Here is a 24,827-nt window from a genome sequence, read left to right as displayed (position 1 = left end):
AATTTAGTTTTTTATTGTTTCAAATCAATAAAACTATCTTATATTTGCGGCAGAATAATCTTATATTTTTTTAAACAACTGTTATTCAGTGTTTTAAAAATAAATAAAAAAAGAGTTATTTTTCGGGTTACCTTTTTGGAATTCCGGTATTAAAGGATATAAAACAACATTTGTTTCAATTAAATAGAAAATTAAAAGATGAAAAATTTATTCGCATTCGGATTTTTAGCATTAGCTTTAACAGTAGTATCATGTGGTGGTGCAGAAACTAAAACTGACGCTACTACTGATTCATTAGCAAACGAAGTAGAAAACACTACTGAAAACGTTGCTGATTCATTAGAAAACGTTGCTGATTCAGTACGTTCAACTGGTGATTCAATCGCTGATTCATTGAATAACGTTCAATAATCCGAACAAGAGTTTAAAATACTCCATAAAAAGCCTGTGTTCATGAACACAGGCTTTTTTGTTTTTTAATATCTGCTTTTTTGCTTATCGCAGTAGGTTTTCTTATTTTTGGACAAATTACGTACGACATGACATTATCTTCATTAACAGCCGTTACTCCAGTAGACGGACGATACCATAATAGCACAAAAGAATTATCCGCTTATTTTTCAGAATTTGCCCTAATAAAATACCGTGTACTTGTAGAAGTAGAATATTTTATTGCCCTTACAGCCTCAGGCATTCCACAACTTGCTCATTTTGACGGATCATTAAATGAGAAATTAAGGAATATTTATCAGAATTTTTCATTAACAGATGCGGAGTGGATTAAAGACACAGAAAAAGTAACCAATCATGATGTCAAAGCGGTGGAGTATTTCTTAAAAGACCAATTCGAAAAGTTAGGATTACATGATTCACTCGAATTTATACATTTTGGATTAACATCGCAGGATATTAATAACACGGCCATCCCGTATTCATGGAAAGAAGCGATACAAAATAGTTATACACCTGCTATCAATGAACTGCTACTACAACTTAAAGGCTTTGCTGCCGAATGGAAAGAGATTCCGATGTTGGCCCGCACCCATGGACAACCAGCGTCTCCTACGCGATTAGGAAAAGAAATCCAGGTATTCGTAGAACGTATCGAGAAGCAATTAGAATTATTGGCCCAGATACCGCATTCTGCAAAATTTGGCGGTGCTACAGGTAACTTTAATGCGCATCAAGTCGCTTATCCTGCAAACGATTGGGTAGATTTTGGAAATAGATTTGTCAATGATTTACTTGGCTTGAGTCGTTCACAGACAACTACCCAAATTGAACATTACGATAATTTTGCTGCAAGTTGCGATGCCTTGAAGCGTATTAACAACATTATCATTGATCTCTGTCGGGATATATGGACGTATATTTCGATGGAATATTTCAAGCAAAAAATAACTGCAGGACAGGTCGGCTCTTCGGCTATGCCACACAAGGTAAATCCAATCGACTTCGAAAATGCCGAAGGAAACTTGGGATTGGCAAATGCAATATTTGAGCATTTATCAGCAAAGCTGCCGATTTCACGTTTACAACGCGACCTTACAGATTCGACCGTATTGCGTAATATTGGTGTTCCATTTGCCCATACATTGATTGCTATAAAATCAACATTAAGAGGTCTTCGTAAATTAATTCTAAATGAATCTGCTCTAGCAAAGGATCTAGAAAATAACTGGGCAGTGGTAGCAGAAGCAATCCAGACCATTTTGCGTAGAGAGGGATACCCTAAACCATATGAGACATTAAAAGACCTAACCCGTACAAATTCACACATCACCAAGGAAACCATAGCCATATTTGTAGATGGACTCAATGTTTCAGAGGATATAAAAAAAGAAATCAAAGCAATATCTCCGGCCAATTATACAGGCGTTTCTTTCTAAGCTTTGACGAAAGAATGACGTGTGTGAGTGGCATATCTGCTATCTTTGAACATTAAATTTAAGAAAATGGCTACAATTAACGTATATACAGAATCAACACCCAATCCTTCTACCATGAAATTCTTGGTAAATAAGCTTCTTATCAATGGTAGCGCGGATTATCCAGATAGAGAGAAAGCACTCTCGTCTCCTTTTGCCAAAGAGTTGTTCAAATTCAATTTTGTTAATGGGGTATTTTTTGCAAGCAATTTTGTAACAATCACTAAGAGTGACGAAGCGGAATGGGAAGATATTGAAGCTCTTTTAAAAGACTTTGTAAAAGGAGCCGTAGAGTCCGAACTGAAAGTTCAGGAAGTCGTTTCTGATGAGAACGTATCGTTTGAAGGCACGGAAACGGAGGTGAAAATACAGCAAGTACTGCACGACTATGTTCGCCCTGCGGTAGAACAGGATGGAGGGGCGATAGCCTATAAATCATTTGAAAACGGCACCGTAACAGTAGAGTTGAGAGGTTCTTGCAGCGGATGTCCTTCTTCTACCATTACCCTTAAAGCTGGCATTGAAGGCCTGTTGAAAAGAATGGTACCGGAAGTGGAAGAAGTTGTAGCTGAGGCATTATAGCATATAGGTATATTAGAAACACAAGCGGGTCGAAAATTTTCGACCCGCTTGTGTTTCTAATATACCTATTTTAATGCGACTCCGTATGTGTGTAGATCAGAAAAATATTTCTTAACTTGAACAAATTATGATTTTATAATGGCTTTTATCAATCGCATTTTTCCAATTCTGCTCTTTATAGCTTTTCTTTCAAGCTGTACTACGAATACACAAGTTGATCTTATTGTTTTTAACGCCAAAATTTATACTGTTGATTCGACTTTTACCACTGCAGAAGCATTTGCCGTAAAAAATGGGATTTTTATAGATATAGGCACTTCGGAATCGATACTTCAACGATATAAAGCAAAGGAAACAATCGACGCAAAAGGAAATCCAATTTACCCGGGCTTTTATGATGCGCACGCCCATTTTTTTATGTTTTCAGAACTGCTTGATCAGGCTGACCTAACCGGCGCTACTTCCGTCGCGGAAGTTATTAAGAGATTAAAGACCTACCGCCTTTCAAACCCAGAAAAAAAATGGATTGTGGGTGCAGGTTGGGATCAAAACCTGTGGCCTGAAAAAACATTTCCTACTAAGGATAGCCTCGATAAGTATTTTCCGGATATTCCCATCTATCTCTCCCGAATCGATTACCATGCCGCTTGGGTAAATTCCAAAGCATTAGAGATAGCGAGATTAGATAGTACAGCGATGGTAGAGGGCGGATTGGTTATCGCAGATAGTATAGGTCAGCCAGCAGGCATACTAATCGACAATGCCACTTCACTCGTGTCCATATATATTCCAGAAGCGGCGGAAATCGACTTATTAAAGAGCTTACGTCGCGCACAAGACTCTTTATTTTCTGTGGGCCTCACCACTATTGTCGATGCGGGCCTTGATCCGGATCAACTAGAAATACTAACAAAATTCTATTCGCAGGATTCTTTAAAAATTCGAGATTATGCGATGATATTGGCCAAACCTAATGATATCGAAAATTATATCCGAAAGGGCATATATGATTCTGAGCGTCTGAGCATTAAATCAGTAAAACTAATGGCGGACGGCGCTTTAGGCTCGCGCGGCGCCTGCCTCCTAGAACATTATCATGATCATCCTTCAAACGGCTTCTTACTTCGCAGTCCTGCCGAATTTGACCAAACAATTCAGCTATTGGCCAACAGTCCCTTTCAGGTAAATACGCATGCGATTGGCGATTCTGCTAACCGGCTGATTCTCGATGCATATGGCAGGCATTTGAAGGATGGAAAAAGCCGGAGGTGGCGGATTGAGCATGCCCAAGTAATTGCTCCTGAAGATTTCAAAAAGTTCAGCGAATTTTATATCATCCCCTCTATCCAACCAACTCATGCTACATCGGATATGTATTGGGCAGAAGAACGTTTGGGAACTGAACGCATCAAAGGAGCGTATGCCTACAAACAATTACTACAGCAATACGGTCTTGTTGCATTAGGAAGTGACTTCCCCGTAGAACACTTTAATCCTTTATACGGCTTTCATGCAGCTGTTGCGCGGGTGGATAAAACCGGCTTTCCCCATGGAGGTTTTCAAATGGAAAACTCCCTTACACGCGAAGAAGCCTTGCGCGGTATGACAATCTGGGCGGCATTTTCATGTTTTCAGGAACAAAAAAGAGGATCCATTGAAAAAGGTAAAGATGCAGATTTCGTGATTTTGGAAGATGATATTATGACATTACCAGATAATCGACTAAGAGATGTCAAAACGAAAAGAACAGTGATTGCCGGAGAGACAGTATTTTTAAGGTAAAATAAAAGCCTCTGCATATCAGAGGCTTTCATATATTTTTAAGGCGGAGCAGACCTATTTCCATCATTGCCTTCCAACTACTGCATGTCGAACAAATGTTTTTCAGCATGGTAAGACGAGCGTACGAGAGGTCCTGATTCAACATATTTGAATCCCATGTCGAGACCGATCTGCTTGTATTTATCAAATTGAGCTGGCGAGATCCAGTCCAACACCGGATGATGTGCCTTTGTTGGCTGCAGATATTGTCCCAACGTAAGGATATGTACACCTACATCATACAAATCTTGCATTGCTTCGATCACATCCTCTTCCGTTTCACCTAGTCCCAGCATGATTCCCGATTTGGTGCGCAGACCCGCCTCAGAGATCCGACGCAAACATTCTAATGAACGATCGTATTTAGCCTGAATACGCACTTCACGGGTCAATCGACGTACAGTTTCTAGATTATGTGACACCACTTCCGGACGTACCGCTAATACACGGTCCAAATTATCCCATTGTCCTTTAAAATCAGGAATTAGTGTTTCAAGAGTCGTTTCCGGACTTTCGCGACGAATCGTGTTAATTGTTTCAGCCCATATCGTAGATCCACCATCTTTTAAGTCATCGCGATCTACAGAAGTAATTACACAATGTTTTACCTGCATCAATTTAACAGATTGGGCAACGCGATTTGGCTCATCCATATCTACAGCCAGTGGCCTACCCGTTGCTACAGCACAGAAAGAACAAGAGCGTGTACATATATTACCGAGTATCATAAAAGTAGCTGTACCTGCACCCCAACACTCTCCCATATTAGGACAATTACCACTTTCACATATCGTATGCAATTTATGCTCGTCTACCAAACTACGAACATGGCGGTACTCTTTACCGACCGGTAATTTAACACGTAACCAATCTGGTTTTCGCTGCGTTTCAGTAACAGGTATTACAGGTAGTTCTATCATGCTACAAAGTTAACGATAATTCGTATATACTCTACTAGAATTATTGTTAATCCATTATCATAATTCCATAAAATGCATAAAGCCCCTTGCATAAGCAAGAGGCTTCATATAACATCTAAATTCTCAAACTAGAATTGGAAACCGACTCCGAATGACCAAACCCTGTTGGACACTGTTTCATCAGCGTTAGGAGCAAGTTGAGTAAGACCAAGATTATAACCAGCGTTCAGTAAAAAACCATTTGCTAATTTATAACCGGCCATAAAATTTGCACCAGCATCAATCACATTCATATCTTTATCATCTCCTGAAAATTCTAAATCCCAGTCTGTCTCGCCGGCATAGTCTCCTAAATTCCCTTTTAACTTATCTTTTCCACTGACGTTAAACCCAATATAAGGTCCAGCTCCGAGGAAAACACTGCCAGATCCCGCAGGAATCCAATACACCGCATTAACAGGGATTTCCACAGACATCACGTTACGAGCAAACTCCGCTTCTGCCATACCTTCATAATTCTCATAATATTTAGTACCTTTTCCCTGCAACGATACACCTGGTTGAATAGAAAAATTCGTTGCTACTGGAAGATCAGCAAAACCCGTAACGTGAAACGACGTATTATTCTTTTGATCATCTCCTAAATTACTGTATTTACCTAAGTTCACACCAGCTTTTAAACCGTAACTTACTTGAGCTTGTGCCCCTGCAGCTAACAATACTACTGCACCAAAAGAAAGTAATAATTTTTTCATAATAATTCTTTTTAAATTTTAAAACTGTTTTCTACTTACACTACGTAAGACAAGTACTTTATATCAAGTATTAGACCAAAAACTTCAAAAAGCCCAATCATCGAAATAAAAAACTGATAATAAGCAAATTAAAAGAAGAAATGAAAAACTAACGGCGGCGGTAATTCACATTCCTCAAGTTAAACAAAAGTCCCCAATCTTTAGATATATCAAAAACCCAAATAATTTCCAATTAATACTTGTCATTTAAAAAATTAAGCGTTACTTTTGCATGCCCACGAAGGGAAAAGGTCGGATGGCCGAGTGGCTAGGCAGAGGTCTGCAAAACCTCGTACAGCGGTTCGAATCCGCTTCCGACCTCGTTTAGATTTTGTACAAAAAAAATATTAAATAAAATGGGAGTTACACGTTTAAAGAGAAAAGATAGAAGAAACAAAACAGTTTCACGTGTTGAAGTTCAGTTTCTAAGTCTAGGTCGTAATATCGAATTGGGAAGTCGTTCGAAAATGCCTAAGCACAGTCAAATTGTTAAAAACAACGCTGTATTAGATAAATTAGCTTCTGAAGCGAAATAAGCTAATAAAACAATATAAAAAAGAGATCTATTTAAATAGGTCTCTTTTTTTTGTCTATTAACATCAGTTAAAATTAATAGGTAGCCGACAAGCTACCTATTAATTTTAACCGATTAGAGTTAGAGTGGTTTAGCCTTTAATAGCTTTCACACCCGGCAAGGCCTTACCTTCCATGTATTCCAACAATGCTCCGCCACCGGTACTCACGTAACTCACATGTTCTGTCATTCCAAATTTAGAGACCGCAGCTGCAGAATCTCCTCCCCCTATTAACGAAAAAGCACCCCGTTCCGTCGCTGCTACGATCGCATCCGCCACGGCACGTGTTCCTTTCGCGAAAGTATCAAATTCAAACACCCCCATTGGCCCGTTCCATAATATGGTATTAGATGCGCTGATTACCTCTGCAAAATGAGCACCTGATTCAGTTCCAATATCCAAGCCCTGTCTATCCGCAGGAATCTGATCATTAGGCCCGTCGTATACTTCAGCATCATTCGCAAAGCGATCTGCGATCTGCGCATCGGTAGGGAGCACCAAATTAACACCTTTTTGTTCTGCCTTTTTTACCAACTCATTTGCAAGATCTAATTTATCCAGCTCCACCAATGACTTTCCGATCTCCCCACCTTTCGCTTTTATAAAGGTGTAAGCCATGCCGCCACCTATAATCAAGTTATCTACTTTATCTAGCAAAGCTTCAATTAATTCTAATTTATCAGACACTTTTGCTCCGCCCATAATAGCTGTAAACGGACGCTGAGGATCATTAAGCACTTTCTCTGCATTATTAATTTCCGCAGCCATCAAATAGCCAAAATACTTCGCCTCAGGAAAAAATTGAGCAATTACCGCAGTAGATGCATGTGCTCTATGCGCAGTTCCAAATGCATCATTTACATATACATCACCCAATTGAGCTAATTTCTCCGCAAAATCTTTATCTCCTTTTTCTTCCTCTTTATAAAAACGAAGATTTTCCAATAGCAAAACCTCACCTGACCTCAAGTTTCCGGCCTTGTCAGTCGCTTCCTGTCCAATACAATCATCAGCAAATTTCACATCCACGCCGATCACCTCAGAGAGGTAGGACACGATGTGCTTTAAAGAATATTTATCCGTAGGCCCATCTTTCGGACGTCCCAGGTGCGACATCAAAATGACTGACCCACCATCATTCAACACTTTCTTTATCGTCGGTAACGCACCTTGAATACGGTTATCATCCGTGATATTAAAATTATCATCCAAAGGAACATTAAAGTCCACACGAATTAAGGCCTTTTTTCCAGAGAAGTTCAAACTATCTATTGTTTTCATATACATATAATTGTTTCATGAGCTTACAGCTCTATTGTCTTTAATGTGATCCTTCTTTATTATCTCTTGTTTCAAATTAATTGAAACCCTAAATATATAAAAAAGATTAATATATTTCTATTGTATAGGGTATCCTTGCCTGCATACCAGTATGCTGCAACGCATTTCGAATATCATATATATATTTTTGATAATCGCCAAGTTCTTCGGCAAACAACCATGTTTTTATTTTTTCCTTCGAGGTTGAAAGGATACTGCTAAATGGATCCTCTTTTTCTGGAAGTTCAACAATGGCGTAATCCGCCAATTTAGCTTTGTACGCAGCAGCCTGCACCGCCCGCTGCACATTGCCGATCTTATCTACCAGTCCCAATTCCAACGCCTGATTTCCCGTCCACACCCTTCCTTGACCAATGCTGTCTACGCGCTGTACCGAAATCTTCCGTCCGTCGGCTACCCGTTTCATAAAAGTATTATATATACGATCCACCTCCAACTGTACGATTGATCTTTCTTCAGCTGTCATCGGTCTGTCCATATCAGACATTAAGTTTGAAAATTTACCAGTCGACACTTCATCTATATGTATACCTAGCTTATCATTTAGTAAACCTTTAAAATTTGGGATCATACCAAATACGCCTATAGAGCCTGTGAGTGTCCCCTTCTCGGCAAAAATAGAATCCGCCGCGGCTGCTATATAATACCCCCCTGAGGCAGCATAATCTCCCATAGAAACCATCACAGGTTTTACTTTCCGGGTTAGTTCCACCTCTCTCCAAATAATATCTGAAGCCAATGCCGACCCTCCAGGTGAATTTACCCGCAATACTACGGCCTTAATATCATCGTCCTTTCTTAATTTACGCAATTGTCTAGACAATTTATCGCCCCCTATATCCCCAGTAGTACCTTCCCCGTCCACGATATTTCCATACGCATATAATACCGCTATTTTGTTTTTGGAACTATTTTCTTTTTCCTTTGGCGAATAAGTCAACAGGGACACCGCCGAAATATCCTTATCTTTTTCAACCTTCAAACGGTCTTTAATTTCATCTAGTAATTCATCTTTATATAGTTTTGCATCAACAAACTTATACTTCACGGCATCTTCTGCATTACGCACTAAAAACGCATCAGCGATACGATCCAAAGAATCTGTCGAAATCTTTCTTCCCTCAGCTATGTCTGTCAAAAAAGAAGCATAAATACTGTTTAGGTATGAAGTTACCTGTTCACGATTAGCTGAACTCATTTCGTTCAGCAAAAACGGTTCTACCGCAGATTTATACGTACCTACTTTTACAACCTGCATCTCCACCCCCAATTTATCCAGCGCGTCTTTCATAAATACGACAGATGAACTCAACCCTCTGAAATCTATTGCCCCTTCCGGGTTGACATAAATTTTATCCGCTACCGAAGCCAGGTAATACGCCTTTTGTGAATACATCTCGCTATAAGCTACGATAAATTTCTTTGACGTCTTAAAATCAACCAACGCATCGCGTATTTCTTTCAGGCTTGCAAACCCTACATTGATCGTAGAAGGATTAAGATATATCCCTTTAATATTATCATCTTCCTTTGCCGCCTGAATCCGTTTCAGTATATCGTTGAGCCCAATAGATTTAGACGCTCCATAGCCTGGGATATTCAGATCACCGAATGGGTTAGATTCGGTTTTTTCCACTATTTCATGATCCAAGCTCATGTACAACACCGAATTATCCGGCACTATCGCAGCCGATTGGGAAGTCGACTGTTGTACCAACGCCCCAATAAATACCAGAAAAACAACGAAAATAATTACAAAGGTCACGAGCACACCAATTATGGTGGCAAATATGTGTTTTACAAAATCCATTTAAAAAAATATTTTAATCCTATAAATTAAAGAAATATATTTGAATTTTGCAGCATTTAGCGATATATAATCAAACAATATTCTATGAACGTCGTATTCCTTCTATTAGGGGCCAATCTAGGATCTCCTTTAAAACAACTCGAATTAGCACAAAAACTATTGGTAGAAAACGTAGGGGTCCTACAATCCGAATCCGCAGTATATGAATCAGAAGCATGGGGTGTAGAAGAACAACCAAAATTTCTCAATAAGGTTATCAGTTTACTTACCCGCTTCGATCCACATGAAACACTCGCTATCTGCCAAAATGTGGAAGATACATTAGGTCGTGTCAGAAAAGAAAAATGGGGTGCACGTATTATTGATATTGATATACTTTATTATAATTCAGAAGTTCTCAACGAGCCCTTTTTAAAAATTCCTCATCCTTATTTGCATTTACGTAAGTTCACGATGGTGCCTTTGGTAGAGATTGCGCCCCAGGAAGTACACCCCCTATTAAAACACACGAATGAAGAATTGTTGCGTCTTTGCATCGATCCGTTACAGGTTATCAAAATAAAATGATATATCAAATCATAAAACCAGAGATTATACAATCCGCTATGATGAACAATGTGGAAATGATTAAGCAATTTTTGGAACTCTATCTTCTTCATACCCCCCTTGATTTTGAAAAACTGACGCAAGCCGTGTCGAAAAAAAACAAGGTAGACATCGCACACTACGCACACCATATAAAACCCACTATGGAATACATCGGCGCTTCCGAGATGCGAATCAATTTTCAAGAGCTAGAAACATTGGCAAAGTCCGATGTTCTCGTAGAAGAACTAGAAGATACGTTTACCACAATTGGCAAGCAGTTTGATCTTTTAATGACTGAGCTACAATCCTATTTAGAGAGTTTGCCATAATTACGAAACGCAATCTAAAATACCGAAGGTCCATTATAAAGGATGAAGAGCTTCCGTCAAATTATACAAAATGGCCGAAGCTCTTTTGTACTAAAATAGCGAGTTCGCCGACCGGAATTTGCGATTGCGGTCCATTTTCTGTACGCCATTCACGGGTATTCATATCAAATTTAAGAAGATATCCTTCCTGTAGTCCCGATTCAAGTACCGTAAAAAAGTGAGTCTTCGGATCGTAGGTCACATCGAATGTAATTGTTCTTCCATCTACATTGTGCTGAAATTTTCTATTGAAATCCATATTTCTTCATTAGCTTAGTTATCTACTAGCTAATTAACAAAAATAAAACGGAATCGTTCAAGAAAATACATCCTTGCGGCAAGCATCTCCTTCTATCCATGGGGCATCCTTTCCAAATCCATTTCCGAACAGCCGAACAGTTAGCTAGTTCCTACATTCAAGATATAGCCTGCACCATAAATACTTTCAATTCCGATCGTCGGATCCGCACTAAGCAGCTTTCTTATTCTCGAGATAAACACCTCTAGACTTTTTCCATTAAAATAATCGGTATTACCCCAAAACTGTAGCAAGAGATCCTTCTTTGGGACCAGCTCATTTTTACGCTCCAATAAATATAGGATAATTTGTGTCTCGCGCAGGGTCATACTCTTTTTCTCCCCATTAGGATACGTTAGCAACAATCGCTTCCCATCCATCAAAATCGTCCCTATGTATATATTATGCTTCGTTTGTGTTGTCGTGCCCGTTACCGTCGAAAAACGGATAACATTCACAATCTTAAGCATCAGCTCATCCATCTCAAACGGTTTTTCGATATAGTCAAATGCCCCCATTTCCAATCCCTTCTTTCTATTCTCCTTGCCACCTACCGCCGTTAAAAAGAACATGGGTTGAAGTGGAACATCTGCTTTTATCCGCTGCGCTAAGGAAAAACCATCCCCATCCGGAAGCTGAATATCAATAATTACCAAACGGTATGAGGCCGCAGCAAATTCCTGAAGGGCACTTTCTACTGTTTGCTTCCACGAAACCTGAAAACCCTTATTCTGCAGATATCGTGTCAAGAGTGTTCCCAAATCAGGTTCGTCCTCTATTAATAATATATCTATCATACGTTTAGATTACTTTTTTAGCGGGATATCTATTTCAAAACAGGCGCCTATTCTTGTCGTATTGTCTAAACGAACAATCCAACCCATTTTCTCCGCGCTGATCTTTACATAATAAAGTCCCAATCCCAGTCCTGCCACAGTCTGTTTGGTAGCCGATCGATAAAATTTATCAAATATCCTCGATCTATCCACTTCACGGATACCCATTCCGTTATCCCAGATGTATAAGCGTATCCAATCTCCATCTAGCTTTTCCCACCTCAAGTTAATATTTTTATCCTCGGAAAAGTTAAACTTATTCGCATTCTCCACCAGATTATTCAATATCGGAAAATAAAGCATCGGATCGACATCCACATAAATAGGTTGCTTGTACGGATCATAGTTTATCGCTATCTGGCTGGTCATACTCAGGGCAATATCGCTCAGATAGGTTATTGTCAACTGATTAATATCCAGCAATTCGAAATCCGGATTCTGATCCTCCAGCATCACCGAGTCAATACTTTGTTTCACATAGGTTTTGAGTCGCTTCGCATGCCGCTCAATAATATGCCCCATCTCCCTAACATCTTTTATAGCCAACTTCTCGCCTTCCTTTAGATTACTTGCAGAAACTAAAATTGTTGTAATGGGTGTATTAAATTCATGCCGAATATGTTGCAAAAAATCGGTTTTAAGTTTTCCTTCTTTCCGTTCATTTATCCAGTTACGAAAGGTAGCATAACTGATCACAATAATGATCAGTACGCAGATCAAGGATGCGAAAAAAACAGGTGCCATTGCGGATAGCACTTTCCAAACCCGATTAGGAGAATCCACATATAGGCTATAGGTGAACCGATAATCTTCTCCCTGATGATCATTGATGGAAAGCTCCAGTATTCTGTTATTGGTGTTTACCTGGAGAAGATTACCAGAAATGACTGCCGTCGCACCATTATCTTTCGAATCAAAAATCGTGTTCCATTCGTTTCCAGATCCCTTAGCCACCTCGAACCGATCCAGAGAAAGCCGGTACAGTAAATTACGCTCAAGACCGTTATCGACAACAATCTGATAGAATAGGCTGTCCATCGGACTACTTTCACGCAGCCGCCCCAGCAAACGCCGCACTAGCGCATCCCCATTCCGATAAAACGCAGTGCTGTCACCGATAGCAATCAAATCCGGTAAACTATATTCAAAGACTTCCCGAAATATAACATCGCCACCGGGAAACAATTTATCATTTTTCACATAGTTTCCATAAGCAGCAACAATTTTTTGTTTGTGCACAAATAGCAGGTTATCATCCTTCAACTTATAGGTATTGTAAACCAGCACCGTTAATAAGGCAATTAGCGCCAGCATACTACCTATTAAAACTCCTTTATAAAAAATCGGATTCGCTTTGATTTGCATGGTTAAAGCTACCATTAATTTCGTTTCATTTCCTTCCCATTAGGCATTTGTTAAGCTTTATTTAGGTTTCTGTTAGGCTTCAGATCCACGCTTTCGAAGTATCTTTATACCTTTATCTTATCTAAACAAATTATGAATAAAACGTATTTTCTATTTTGTCTCGCTTTTCTGTATACGGCCTTCTCCATGGATAGTGTTTATGGTCAACAACAGACACGGGAAGTCGCACTTCGGAAAAATCAGCTCGACTTTGTCAACCTCGGTTTTGGTATGTTTATCCACTATGGCATGCCTACTTTCATGGATCAGGATTGGTCCGATCCCGATGCACCCTTATCCTTGTTCAATTCACCTAAGCTCGATCCCAACCAGTGGGCAGTAGCTGCAAAATCAGCGCATATGACCTATGGTTGTCTCACCACGAAACACCATAGCGGGTTTCCGATCTGGGCTACCAAGACAACGGATCACAATGTCATGAATACACCACTGGGGCGTGATGTAGTAAAAGAATTTACAGAAGCCTTCCGAAAAAGCGATTTGCGCGTGATGCTATACTATTCGATACTTGACACCTATCAAGGTATCCGGCCAAACCAGATCACAAAAGCACACGTCGAACTGATTAAAGAGCAGCTGCGTGAGCTATTGACCCAGTATGGAACGATTGATGCCTTGGTGATCGACGGGTGGGATGCACCATGGTCTAGGATATCGTATGATGACATTCCATTCGATGATATTTACTTTTTGGTAAAATCGCTCCAACCAAATTGTTTGGTCATGGAGCTTAATTCGGCTAAATATCCGGGAGACGCATTATTCTATACAGATATCAAATCGTACGAGCAGGGAGCTGGTCAATTTATCTCCAAAGAACACAATAAATTGCCTGCGATGGCCTGTCTACCATTACAGCAGAATTGGTTCTGGAAAAGCTCTTTTCCCACTACGCCGGTCAAAGATCCCAAGCAGCTTATCCACGATTTTGTCATTCCTTACAACCAGGCCTATTGCAATTTCATGTTAAATGTAGCACCCAATAAAGACGGTCTTATAGATCAAAATGCCTTAGCCGCCCTAGAGGAAATGGGGAAAGTGTATACTGCATCGGCCTCTTATCAGGAATTGCCAGACTACGCCTACCCTATCCTCGCCAGTAACCTGGCAAAAGATGTAGAGAGTAATAGCAGCTGGAGCGACGACATGAACATAATGGATTTTGCTAACGACGATAATTTTGGTTCGGCCTGGGTATCCAATTCATCCACTAGCAAACCATGGTATGAATTAAGCTTTGCACGATCCATATCCTTCAACACTGTTGTCGTTACCGAAGGCAGAGATCGACCGTCCAGCTATCAACTAACTTATCTGAAAGACGGAAAGTGGGAAGCCATTTCCGCTACCCCCACCATACAGGGACGAATTAAAATCTTCCGATTTGACAGCGTTATCGGACAAAAAATACGTCTGACGATCACACCCAGCAACAGACAAGCCGTCCTATCGGAAGTAGGTGTTTACCAAGAAAGAAGGTGACCTACACCATATTAGACAACACCTTACTATAACGATCAAGATCCCGAGTGTATTTCTCGGGATTTTACATCAGAACATCTAACCATTATCCATCTTCGTTACAAATGGGCCCATTCAGCCAACGATATCAAAAGCTCTAACACATTTGTACTCGGCACTTCTTATCTTAAAGAGACCTTAACCGGTCTTACCACAATTGTGCTCGAGCCGAAGCCGTTACTCGTTTTTATGATTTATTTTGAATTACAATTTAGATTTTCTAATATTGTCGATACTCATTATACACCGAAGTTTCCAAAATATGGCCATCAATTATACCATACTTTCGTTTCCCCACCTGATGCTTGCTATAAAACAATCAGACAGAAAGGCATTTGATGAGCTGTATGGTAGAACATGGAAATCGTTATACAAGCAAGCCGTTAACAAACTGAATAACGAAGACCTGGCAAAAGATATCATCCAAGATATCTTTATAGACTTGTGGACCAAAAGAGAAAGCAGCAATATTGATCATATAGAGCACTATCTAAGCCGAGCAGTCAAATTTAAAGTAATTGACCAATTCCGGAAGAAAGATTTTCACCTAAAGGAAATCGAAGAGTTTGTAGATATCCTGGAAGATAGTGAATATGCCGATAGCAAGTTGCTCGATAACGAACTAAGAGACATTATCAGTACACTTGCCGACCGCTTACCCCAAAAGCGGAGAGAAATTTTTAAACTAAAATTTGAACAGGAACTTAGTACCAAAGAAATTAGTGACCTATTGAACATATCTCCAAAAACAGTTCAAAACCAAACACTTAACTCGATATCCATACTAAAAAACATATTTCAGAAAATTCTTTTTATATTTTTTATACTTTTTTTTGGGAGTTAGCCCCTGTTTTTACGACATAGAAGAAAGCAACCATTATAAACATTTCTTCCATGCACAAGAAACGTCATCAGATAAAAGATAGGTTATTTAAGATTTTTCGTTTATATACCTCCGGAAAAGCTTCTACAGAGCAGGAGAAATTTGTTGACACGTTCTACGATTCTGTTGGCACCGAAGAAAATGTCCAAGAGAGCGATATGGAATCCATATCAAAGGAGATCAAATCCAACATCGACAAAATAATAAACACCAACCCCAAAGTCATTTCGTTCCCTTGGGCAGCAGTCAAGGTCGCAGCAGCGGTTGTCTTGATTGGCGCAGCATCAATACTTCTTTTTAATCTTCGTCAGGAACAAGCCGAACAGCCACAATACGGACAAGTAAGTTCTCATGAAGAAACTCCAATCCTTTTAGTCGGTAGTGACAGTGTTTATGCCTTGGGCGAAGAACCGCCAGAAGGCACTTCCTATAAAATTATTGACGATCAGAAAGTATTGGTATTTGCTGCACGTGCAGAGGAGAATGAAAGCAAACTTCCAAAAGTGGTTAAAAATCCGACTAAAAACGTTTTTACATTTCTGTTAGAAGATGGCACCCAGATCTGGCTCAATTCGGGAGCAGAAGTAGAAATATCACCTCAGTTTGGCTTGATCCATCGGGACATAGTCGCTACGGGCGAAGTGTATTTTGACGTAGCCAAACAGCAAATAAATGGCCGGGCTATACCATTCACAGTGCATACTCCTTTACAACGAATAGAGGTTTTAGGCACCCAGTTCAGCATCAACAGAAGTGATAGCGATGAAGAAAGCATCCATCTCGTAGAAGGCAAGGTAAAGCTTACACATAATCTATATAAAACAAGCACCCTGCTCAAACCAGATCAAAAAGCTATACTTAATGGAAGCAGCTCGAATATATTAGTCGTCCGCGCAGAAGACTCCAACAAAGTAAATGCGTGGAGAAAGAACCTGTTCTATTTCGAAGATCAAACATTAGCCTCCGTCATGGAAGAGCTTTCACAATGGTATAGTGTAGAAATTCATGTGGACAAATCCATCGCACAAATTCCTATTACCGGTATCATCACACGATATAAGAATATTCAAGATGCCTTACAAATAATCGAAATGACCAATAATATAAACACGGTAAAAGAAGGAGGAAAAATATATGTAAAAGAAAGCCAGCGATAAACCAAAAATTAGGGATGCTGCAAACACCCCTAATTCGTTGCCTAAAGAGTTTAGGCGCGATTGTTCAGATTGCTATAAACTAATCAATATTCAAATGTATAAATTACTACTGATAATTAATAACCATTTAAGCCGTAGTAGTATAAGAATCTTTTGTTCCACCCTATTTTTTCTGTTATGGTTAACTACCGGCGGAATCTGCTTCGGGCAACAGAATACTATTACTGCTACGTTTAAACAGACATCCATCAAAGAAGTCTTTCGTGAACTCAACGAAACGATGGGTCTCAAATTCATGTACTCCACAAAAGATCTCAATGAAAAAAGGACGATCACGGCTACCTTTACCAATGCCAGTGTCCAAAGCGTGCTCAACCGGGTGCTGCAAGATCTAGACGTTTCCTACACCCTCAAAGATAATACAGTAATTATCAAAAGGAAAAGTAGAACGGAAAATATAAAATCTCAGGACCGCGTTATACGCGGACAAGTTCTCGACGAAAATGCACAGGCTTTGCCGAATGTGACCGTATCGACCAACTTAGGAAAGGTTCAGGTCTCAACCGATAGCCAAGGCAATTTTTCATTGCCGGTGACCGGGTCCGCTACGTCCTTATCCTTTCGCACATTAGGCTACGAATCAAAGGAAGTTGCGCTCGGCGATCAAGAAGATTACACCGTAAAATTGAGCAAAACCTATATGGATCTCAACGAAGTCGTTGTCGTAGGCTATGGTGTTCAAAAACGAAAGGATATGACCGGGGCAGTTTCTTCCGTAAGCGGCACGCAACTCAATAAAGTTCCGTCCACCAGTCTAAATGAAATGCTTCGAGGAGCGGCCCCAGGTATCCAGGTCACGACGGCCAACGCATCGCCTGGTGGGAGTTCAAGCATATTGATTCGTGGCCGCAGATCATTATCGGCAGGAAACGATCCACTATATATTGTAGATGGTATCCCTACGGCCAGTATCGACGACATCAACCCCAACGAGATTGAATCTGTAGAAATCTTGAAAGACGCCTCATCTCAGTCTATTTATGGAGCTCGTGCAGCGAATGGCGTTATTTTGGTAACCACCAAAAGAGGTTTGAGCAACACGACAAAGATCAATGTCAACTCCTATGTCGGTAATCAGTCGCTAGATCGCAATTTCGAATTTTACGATGGCGAGCAGTGGGCAGCATACCGTAAAGAGGCTTTCTACAATGCCAATGGATACTACGAAGAAGATGAAGTATTTAGGGGCCTAATGGGACAAGTGTACCAATCGAAAGACTACGTCAACTGGGAAGAAGTGATGCTAAATTCCGCCGTACAAAACAAGAATGACGTGCTGATACAGTCGGGTAGTGATAAAACAAAATACGCTCTCAGTGTCGGGCATCTGTTTCAAGATGGTATGGTACCGGGCTCTGATTTCACCCGGTTTACTGGCAGGTTAAATGTAGATCAAAAGCTGTTCGACAAGGTAACATTGGGTTCTAACATCGCCTACACCAAATCCTTCCGCAACATAGCAGATGGTAGTTTCAACTCCTATATCACCATGCCTCCTTTGGCGCAGATTTATAATACCGATGGTAGCCTCAGACAAGATGTAACCGAAGCCGGCGAGTCACATTTCAACCCACTTTGGAACATTGATCACTCCGAGAACATTAGCGTCACCGATCGGTTTAACCTCAACCTATTTGCAGACTGGAATATCAGCGAATCCCTATCATTTCGGGTTAATGGAAGTCTGAATAACCGTAAGGTACAAGATAATGTGTACCGTGGAATCCTGCACAGCACCGGGCGTAACAATCAAGGAGAAGCCGAAGTATCCGAAAGCACATACAACGACTACCTAGTCGAAAACATCCTGAACTACAACAAGGATATCGACAAGCACCATATCGATGCCACCGCGATGCAAAGTATCAATGTCATTCAATGGAAACGCCTTGCCAATACAGGGTTCGGCTTTGCCAATGATGACCTCTCCTATCAAGCCATCGCCTCTGCCAGCACACATGGCATCCCGGTGTACGAGCTTTCCGACAGGAGACTACTCTCCTACATGGGACGCGTACGGTACAATTACGACAGCCGGTACATCCTATCGCTAGCTATGCGTATCGACGGTTCGTCTGTTTTTGGGGCAAATAACAAATACGGTTACTTCCCATCTGCCGCGTTTGCCTGGCGGATAAAAGACGAAACGTTTCTAAAAGACGTCAGCGCAGTGTCTGATTTGAAATTAAGACTCAGCTATGGCCAGGTCGGAAACCAGGGCATCAGCCCCTACACCACATTAGGACTAGCGGATAAATACCTTACGGAATTTGGGAATGTAACGCAGATTGGCTACCTGCCCAATGCCCAGTTACAGAATCCCAACCTAAAATGGGAAACCTCTACTTCAGTCAATCTCGGGTTAGATTACGGATTTCTGCGAGGGCGCATCAATGGTACCCTCGAGTTTTATGATACGCAGACAACCGATCTACTTGTAGAACGATCCCTCTCATCCACATTGGGATATACCAGTCAGCTGGTCAACTTAGGACACGTTCAGAATCGAGGCGTAGAAATCGGATTAAATACCATCCCGGTAGAAACGACGGATTTCAAATGGAATCTGGGCATCAACTTTACGCTCAACCGGAATAAGATCAAGAAAATCGACGGACAGACCAATGCAGATGGCACACAGACTGATGACATCAACAACCGTTGGTTTATTGGCAATTCGATGAACGTGTATTACGATTACGAATTTGACGGCATCTGGCAACTCGACGATGATATCGCCAATTCAGCGATGAAAGATGCCAAGCCGGGGGCTGTCCGCGTAAAAGACAATAATGCAGACAATGTCATCTCCGTTGACGATCGTATTATAATCAATCGCGATCCGAAATGGATCGGATCGCTGATCACCGGATTTGAATACAAAGGCTTCAATCTTACGGCAGATCTGTATTACGTTCGTGGCGGTTATCTATACAACTCCTACTTAACCAGCTTTGAAAGCGGAGGAGATCTTACCGGCAAGCGCAACGGAATCCGTCGCAATTATTGGACAATACATAATCCATCCCAGGAAGCTCCTGCCCCCAATATGAACCAGACACCAGCGTTTCTTTCGGCTGCAGCCTATCAAAAAGCGACCTACATCAGGTTGAGAAACTTGGGTCTTTCCTATAATATTCCAAAGAAATACCTTGAAAAGATCAAGTTGGATAATCTTAGGGTATTTGGAACCATGACAAACGTATGGACCTCGACCGAGGTGATGGCTTATGGCCCAGAACAAAATCCAGGACAGTATCCCGAACCCAAGACCATGCTTTTCGGACTGAACTTTTCCTTTTAATTAGAATATCATGAAAAGATTTATCATATATAGCATCATTAGCGTTGGAATCCTCGCCGGATCATGTACGAAATGGCTTGACGAAGAAAACCAGACAAAGTATTCCGCAGCATACATTTATAGTACCGAAGAGGGACTACACCTTGCTGTAAACGCTCTGTATGCGTTATTGCGAAATTACGCCAACGATACTGAGAATGCGACTATTTTCGCACATGAACGTGGCACGGATCTCGCCGTAAGCAATGGTGGAACCGGAAACTTCTTTGGTATCTACGATCCAAACAACCTACGCTCCTCCGCCTCGCAGGTAACCCATATGTGGCGTACCATGTATCAAATCATTGGGAAAGCCAATGAGATCATTGCAGCAGGTGAAAATTTGGAGCAAACGGACCGGTTAAATACGATTCTTTCTGAAGCACGGTGTTTTCGTGCACAGGCCTATTTTCAACTCTATCGGACCTATGACAGGCTCTGGTTAAATACCAGTCCCACCACTTGGGAAAACGTAGACTCGCCGAAAGATTATCACGTAGCAAACAATGCAGAGGTTTTTGCCTTGATACACGACGACCTTGACTTTGCCATTACCCATCTGGACTGGAAATCGATAGAACCGGGGCGTTTCAACCGCGCTGCTGCCCGTCACATCAAAGCAAAAGCTGCACTGTGGCAAAAAGATTGGGACACTGTACTTGAACAAGTCGAAAGCATCACACAATCTGGCGGTTATCAGCTGATAGCACTAGACAGTATTTTCAATGCGGCCGATCTCAATCACGATGAGGCCTTGATGGTACAGCAATGGAGCAAAAACCCTGGAGGAAATCTATCCAATGAAACACCGCGAGGCAACTACTTTGCAGCCTATTTCATTGGATTGTACCGTACAGAAATTGGAGGAACAGCCGAATTTGCATGTAGCTACGAAAACTGGGGATATACCTATGGACGAGTACTGCCTAGCCCCTATCTCTTCTCGCTCTATGATCAAACCAAGGACAACCGTTTCACCCAATTTTACATCCATCGGTATAGAAATACCACCAACAATACCATAGCTTACGGATCAACACAAGTAGCACCAGGCGCCTATTTTCCGCTCTACAAGAATGGAAATAAAAACCGTAACGTTTATCCCGGATGTACCAAGCATGGCGATATCTGGACCCGTACCCCGTTTGAAACAAGAAGCTACAAGGACTATATTCTCTACCGTCTTGCTGAAACCTATATCATGGGCGCGGAGGCAGCCTTGATGAAAGGCGATCAAAGCTTGGCAAAAGAATATTACAACAAAACATGGCAACGTGCCGGCAACACTGCATTTACAGGCACCTTAACCATTAAAGACATTATCGATGAGCAGGCAAGAGAACTGGCCTTCGAAGGAGATCGTTGGTATTTTCTCAAGCGTCTAGGAATCCTTATTTCACAGGTCACTAACTATGCTGGCGATCCAGAAATAGCGGCTTCCGTTGCTGGAAGGACCAATCTTCCTGCCAATCCGCATTTTATAAGATGGCCCATTCCAGAGGCCGAAGTTATTAATATGGGAGTTGAAAACTTCCCGCAAAATCCAGGATACAATTAATCCCTTAAAAAAATTATCATGAAAAAATATTTGCTATACCTCTTTACGATATTAGTTGTTCACACCGCGACCGCAACGAGCCCTCAAGAAAAATACGACATCTGTGTGTATGGAGAATCCGCTTCAGGCGTAATTGCTGCGATCCAGGCCGGTCGTCTTGGTAAAAAAGTGATCCTGATTTCCAAAACAGCGCACGTAGGCGGACTTGCCACATCAGGTCTTACAGCCACTGATATGAATAGAAATGACAAAGTTGGCGGGATCACACGCGAGTTTTACCAACGTATATTCCAATATTACCAACAACCGGAATCCTGGAAAAACCAGGAACGGGATGCATTCTTTATCAAATCGCTCAAGCGGACTTATAAAGGCAAAAACGACGAGCGCGAAATGCAATGGGTCTATGAATCCCATATTGCCGAAAAAATCATGCTAGACATGCTGCGCGAGGCCGGGGTTGAACTTCTTTTTAACGAACGTATTGACCTTAGAAAAGGTGTAAAAATGAAAAAGAAGCAGATCAATAGCCTATTGCTAGAAAGCGATAAACAAATCCAAGCCAAAGTCTTCATCGATGCATCTTACGAAGGCGATCTATTGGCCCAATCCGGGGTCTCCTATACCGTAGGTCGAGAAAATAACACAGCGTACAACGAAACCTTAAATGGCTACCGAATCAACTACAGTCAGGGAACTGATTTAAGCGCCATCGATCCTTATATCAAAAAGGGCGACAAATCGTCGGGATTGTTACCCCTCGTTGATGCACAACCAACATCCGAAAATGGACAGGCCGATAAAAAAGTGCAAGCCTATTGCTACAGGGTTACCTTAACAGATGACCCCAATAATCGGGTAAAAGTTCAAAAGCCGGCAAATTACAATGCCCTTTGGTACGAGATTCTAGCTCGTCAGTTGGAGTTAAATCCCCAAACCGAACTGCAAAAAATCATCACCCTAACCCCTATGCCAAATCGGAAAACCGACACAAATCATCTCGATTTCTTTGGCGCGAGCTATGATTATGCCGAGGCAAACTACGAAGAACGTGCAAAGATAGAACAAGCCCATAGAGATTATGCACTCGGGATGCTGTGGTTCCTAGAGCACGACGAACGCGTACCTGCTCACATACGAAAAGAGATGAGCGATTGGGGATTAGCAAAAGATGAATTCAACGAAAGTGGGCATTTCCCATATCAAATCTATGTAAGAGAAGCACGGAGAATGATAGGCACCTACGTTATGCATGAAAAAAATGTTAGCAAAGAGAACCGCAAAAATGCTGAACACCCTATCGGTCTGGGATCGTATGCCTTAGACTGCCACTACGTTTCACGGGTAGTAGACAAAGATGGAAAACTACGGAATGAAGGCACTATTTTTCAGCCCGTTACCCCATATCCGATCAGCTATTATGCGATTACGCCAAAACAGGAAGAATGTACCAATTTATTGGTTACTGTATGTATGTCTGCATCACACGTTGCCTATAGCAGCATCCGTATGGAACCCGTATATATGATCCTAGGTCAATCTGCAGCCGTAGCTGCTTCAATGGCAATAGACGGATCCACTACGGTACAAAAAGTATCGTATGAAAAATTAGCCGATCAGTTGATCAAAGATCAGCAAATTATCCACTTAAGCAATTAATCATGAAAATATATCATGCTATAGTATACCTCCTGTTTGCCGTATTGGCAAACAGTTGCGAGAATGCGTTTGATTATCCCATTCCCCCCAATTCCTTTGAAGTGGTCGAAACTGATCCGCCAGCAGTCGTCACCCTGGAGCAGCAAGACGGTGTATGGAAGATGTTTGTCGACGGAGAAGAATTCTATGTCAAAGGTGTTGCCGCCAATAACTTTCACGACAAAGGTATCCAATATGGCGCAAATACGGTGCGTACATATGGCGTAAACGACAGCACCAGAGCCACGCTCGACAAAGCTTATGCCGCTGGGATGTACGTTAATTTCGGTCTCTATATCCGTCGGGAGACCGATGGATTTGATTACAACAATCAAACTGCCGTTGACCAACAATTTCAAGCCATGCGCGAGGCAGTCCTTCAATTTAAAGATCATCCAGCCATCCTGTGCTGGTCGATCGGCAATGAAGCCGAAGCCAGCTACACCAACACCAAATTGTGGACAGCTATCAATGACATAGCCACCATGATACACGAGGAAGATCCCAATCATCCCACAACGACTACATTAGCGAGCTCTAATGTAAGCCATATACAACACATTATCCAGATGGCACCCGAGATCGATATCCTATCGGTGAATACCTATGCCCCCAACCTACCCGGGGTATTGAACAACCTTGCAACAGCTGGCTGGCAGAAGCCTTACATGATCACCGAATATGGCCCACGCGGTACCTGGCAAATGAATCCCGAACCCGATCGCATTCTTAATTGGGGAGCACTCGTTGAGCAGACAAGTACAGAGAAAGCACAGATCTATCTAGATGCTTACCAAAACCATATTGTCGCGAATAGGCAACAAGGCTGTATTGGTTCGTTTGTATTTCTGTGGGGGTATCAACTCCACGGAGAAGTACTCACCTGGTATGGTATGTTTGACAAACAGGGCAATACCTTTGCCGCCGTGGATGCCATGCAATACGCGTGGACCGGCTCCTATCCAACAAATAGAGCACCCGTAATTCAAGATCGCAGCAAAATATTGATGAACGGTAAACGCGCAGAAGAAAACATTACCGTTTCAAAAAACTCGACAAATACAGCGACTGTAGAAGCCTCTGACCCCGACAATGATCCGTTGACTTATGCCTGGCGCATCATTAAGGAAAAAAGCGCAGCAGCAGATGGCAGTCTGCCGAATGGTATTGCTGGACTAATTACGGATGCAACATTGCCCAGTATTAGTTTTAACGCACCTAACGAAACAGGCGGCTACCGATTGATCATTTTTGTAATCGATCAGAACAACAAGAAGGCTGCCAGTGCCGTCATTCCATTTTATGTTGAATAACAAGAAAT

Annotated in this window: 21 protein-coding genes and 1 tRNA gene; 15 read left to right on the top strand and 7 right to left on the bottom strand. The window is 41.4% G+C overall.

Annotated elements, in window-relative coordinates:
• The first annotated feature begins 198 nt into the window (after positions 1–198).
• The 4 genes from FAZ19_RS07870 to FAZ19_RS07855 all read left to right on the top strand — a co-directional run bounded on the left by FAZ19_RS07870 (position 199) and on the right by FAZ19_RS07855 (position 4,292).
• On the top strand, positions 199–411 hold the full coding sequence (locus FAZ19_RS07870; protein ID WP_136820168.1) for a hypothetical protein: 213 nt from the start codon (positions 199–201) through the stop codon (positions 409–411).
• Positions 412–539: 128 nt separating this feature from the next.
• Positions 540–1,889, top strand: a complete 1,350-nt coding sequence (gene purB / locus FAZ19_RS07865) for an adenylosuccinate lyase (protein WP_136820167.1) — start codon at positions 540–542, stop codon at positions 1,887–1,889.
• A gap of 66 nt (positions 1,890–1,955) precedes the next feature.
• Positions 1,956–2,510 (top strand): NifU family protein, encoded by a 555-nt coding sequence (locus tag FAZ19_RS07860; protein ID WP_136820166.1) that lies wholly within the window; start codon positions 1,956–1,958, stop codon positions 2,508–2,510.
• Between the two features lie 138 nt (positions 2,511–2,648).
• Complete coding sequence (locus FAZ19_RS07855) at positions 2,649–4,292, top strand: amidohydrolase (protein ID WP_136820165.1); 1,644 nt, start codon at positions 2,649–2,651, stop codon at positions 4,290–4,292.
• Positions 4,293–4,369: 77 nt separating this feature from the next.
• On the opposite strand, the gene lipA is transcribed toward FAZ19_RS07855, so the two are convergent.
• Together lipA and FAZ19_RS07845 are read right to left on the bottom strand one after the other, a co-directional pair.
• Positions 4,370–5,251 (bottom strand): lipoyl synthase, encoded by an 882-nt coding sequence (gene lipA / locus FAZ19_RS07850; RefSeq protein WP_136820164.1) that lies wholly within the window; start codon positions 5,249–5,251, stop codon positions 4,370–4,372.
• A gap of 128 nt (positions 5,252–5,379) precedes the next feature.
• On the bottom strand, positions 5,380–6,006 hold the full coding sequence (locus FAZ19_RS07845; RefSeq protein WP_136820163.1) for a porin family protein: 627 nt from the start codon (positions 6,004–6,006) through the stop codon (positions 5,380–5,382).
• A gap of 289 nt (positions 6,007–6,295) precedes the next feature.
• Between FAZ19_RS07845 and FAZ19_RS07840 the strand changes: the two genes are divergently transcribed.
• Both FAZ19_RS07840 and FAZ19_RS07835 read left to right on the top strand, forming a co-directional pair.
• Positions 6,296–6,366, top strand: a tRNA-Cys gene (locus FAZ19_RS07840).
• A gap of 35 nt (positions 6,367–6,401) precedes the next feature.
• The gene (locus tag FAZ19_RS07835; RefSeq protein ID WP_136820162.1) at positions 6,402–6,581 is read left to right on the top strand and encodes a spore protein; all 180 of its coding nucleotides are present in this window, start codon (positions 6,402–6,404) and stop codon (positions 6,579–6,581) included.
• Between the two features lie 129 nt (positions 6,582–6,710).
• Here FAZ19_RS07835 and FAZ19_RS07830 read toward each other — a convergent pair whose 3' ends face one another.
• Together FAZ19_RS07830 and sppA are read right to left on the bottom strand one after the other, a co-directional pair.
• The gene (locus tag FAZ19_RS07830) at positions 6,711–7,901 is read right to left on the bottom strand and encodes a phosphoglycerate kinase (protein ID WP_136820161.1); all 1,191 of its coding nucleotides are present in this window, start codon (positions 7,899–7,901) and stop codon (positions 6,711–6,713) included.
• 106 nt (positions 7,902–8,007) lie between these two features.
• A complete protein-coding gene (gene sppA, locus FAZ19_RS07825; protein WP_136820160.1) occupies positions 8,008–9,771 on the bottom strand; it encodes a signal peptide peptidase SppA in 1,764 nt (587 codons plus the stop codon).
• 84 nt (positions 9,772–9,855) lie between these two features.
• Here sppA and folK point away from each other — a divergent pair, with 84 nt between their 5' ends.
• On the top strand, positions 9,856–10,338 hold the full coding sequence (folK, locus tag FAZ19_RS07820) for a 2-amino-4-hydroxy-6-hydroxymethyldihydropteridine diphosphokinase (RefSeq protein ID WP_136820159.1): 483 nt from the start codon (positions 9,856–9,858) through the stop codon (positions 10,336–10,338).
• The gene (locus tag FAZ19_RS07815) at positions 10,335–10,688 is read left to right on the top strand and encodes an Hpt domain-containing protein (RefSeq protein WP_136820158.1); all 354 of its coding nucleotides are present in this window, start codon (positions 10,335–10,337) and stop codon (positions 10,686–10,688) included. Before folK ends, FAZ19_RS07815 begins: the two co-directional genes overlap by 4 nt.
• 61 nt (positions 10,689–10,749) lie before the next feature.
• Here FAZ19_RS07815 and FAZ19_RS07810 read toward each other — a convergent pair whose 3' ends face one another.
• The 3 genes from FAZ19_RS07810 to FAZ19_RS07800 all read right to left on the bottom strand — a co-directional run bounded on the left by FAZ19_RS07810 (position 10,750) and on the right by FAZ19_RS07800 (position 13,241).
• Positions 10,750–10,986 carry a hypothetical protein gene (locus FAZ19_RS07810; RefSeq protein ID WP_136820157.1) on the bottom strand — a complete coding sequence of 79 codons (237 nt, stop codon included), beginning with the start codon at positions 10,984–10,986 and terminating at the stop codon, positions 10,750–10,752.
• A 140-nt stretch (positions 10,987–11,126) separates the two neighbouring features.
• Complete coding sequence (locus tag FAZ19_RS07805) at positions 11,127–11,822, bottom strand: response regulator transcription factor (protein ID WP_136820156.1); 696 nt, start codon at positions 11,820–11,822, stop codon at positions 11,127–11,129.
• 9 nt (positions 11,823–11,831) lie between these two features.
• Positions 11,832–13,241: a sensor histidine kinase gene (locus tag FAZ19_RS07800; RefSeq protein WP_136820155.1), complete on the bottom strand. Its 1,410-nt coding sequence runs from the start codon at positions 13,239–13,241 to the stop codon at positions 11,832–11,834.
• 117 nt (positions 13,242–13,358) lie between these two features.
• On the opposite strand from FAZ19_RS07800, the gene FAZ19_RS07795 reads away from it, so the two are divergent.
• The 7 genes from FAZ19_RS07795 to FAZ19_RS07765 all read left to right on the top strand — a co-directional run bounded on the left by FAZ19_RS07795 (position 13,359) and on the right by FAZ19_RS07765 (position 24,819).
• Positions 13,359–14,768: an alpha-L-fucosidase gene (locus FAZ19_RS07795; protein ID WP_211245460.1), complete on the top strand. Its 1,410-nt coding sequence runs from the start codon at positions 13,359–13,361 to the stop codon at positions 14,766–14,768.
• Between the two features lie 301 nt (positions 14,769–15,069).
• The gene (locus tag FAZ19_RS07790) at positions 15,070–15,651 is read left to right on the top strand and encodes an RNA polymerase sigma factor (RefSeq protein ID WP_136820154.1); all 582 of its coding nucleotides are present in this window, start codon (positions 15,070–15,072) and stop codon (positions 15,649–15,651) included.
• Between the two features lie 50 nt (positions 15,652–15,701).
• Complete coding sequence (locus tag FAZ19_RS07785; protein WP_136820153.1) at positions 15,702–16,847, top strand: FecR family protein; 1,146 nt, start codon at positions 15,702–15,704, stop codon at positions 16,845–16,847.
• Positions 16,848–16,941: 94 nt separating this feature from the next.
• Positions 16,942–20,211 (top strand): SusC/RagA family TonB-linked outer membrane protein, encoded by a 3,270-nt coding sequence (locus FAZ19_RS07780; RefSeq protein WP_136820152.1) that lies wholly within the window; start codon positions 16,942–16,944, stop codon positions 20,209–20,211.
• Between the two features lie 10 nt (positions 20,212–20,221).
• Positions 20,222–21,808, top strand: a complete 1,587-nt coding sequence (locus FAZ19_RS07775) for a RagB/SusD family nutrient uptake outer membrane protein (RefSeq protein ID WP_136820151.1) — start codon at positions 20,222–20,224, stop codon at positions 21,806–21,808.
• A gap of 18 nt (positions 21,809–21,826) precedes the next feature.
• Positions 21,827–23,467 carry an FAD-dependent oxidoreductase gene (locus FAZ19_RS07770; RefSeq protein ID WP_136820150.1) on the top strand — a complete coding sequence of 547 codons (1,641 nt, stop codon included), beginning with the start codon at positions 21,827–21,829 and terminating at the stop codon, positions 23,465–23,467.
• A gap of 2 nt (positions 23,468–23,469) precedes the next feature.
• A complete protein-coding gene (locus FAZ19_RS07765) occupies positions 23,470–24,819 on the top strand; it encodes a glycoside hydrolase family 2 TIM barrel-domain containing protein (RefSeq protein WP_136820149.1) in 1,350 nt (449 codons plus the stop codon).
• The last annotated feature ends 8 nt before the right edge of the window (positions 24,820–24,827 follow it).

Source organism: Sphingobacterium alkalisoli (assembly GCF_005049105.1).
GTDB classification, from domain to species: domain Bacteria; phylum Bacteroidota; class Bacteroidia; order Sphingobacteriales; family Sphingobacteriaceae; genus Sphingobacterium; species Sphingobacterium alkalisoli.
The sequence above is the reverse complement of the archived record's forward strand: the minus strand, read 5'-3'. Positions and strand labels throughout refer to the sequence as shown.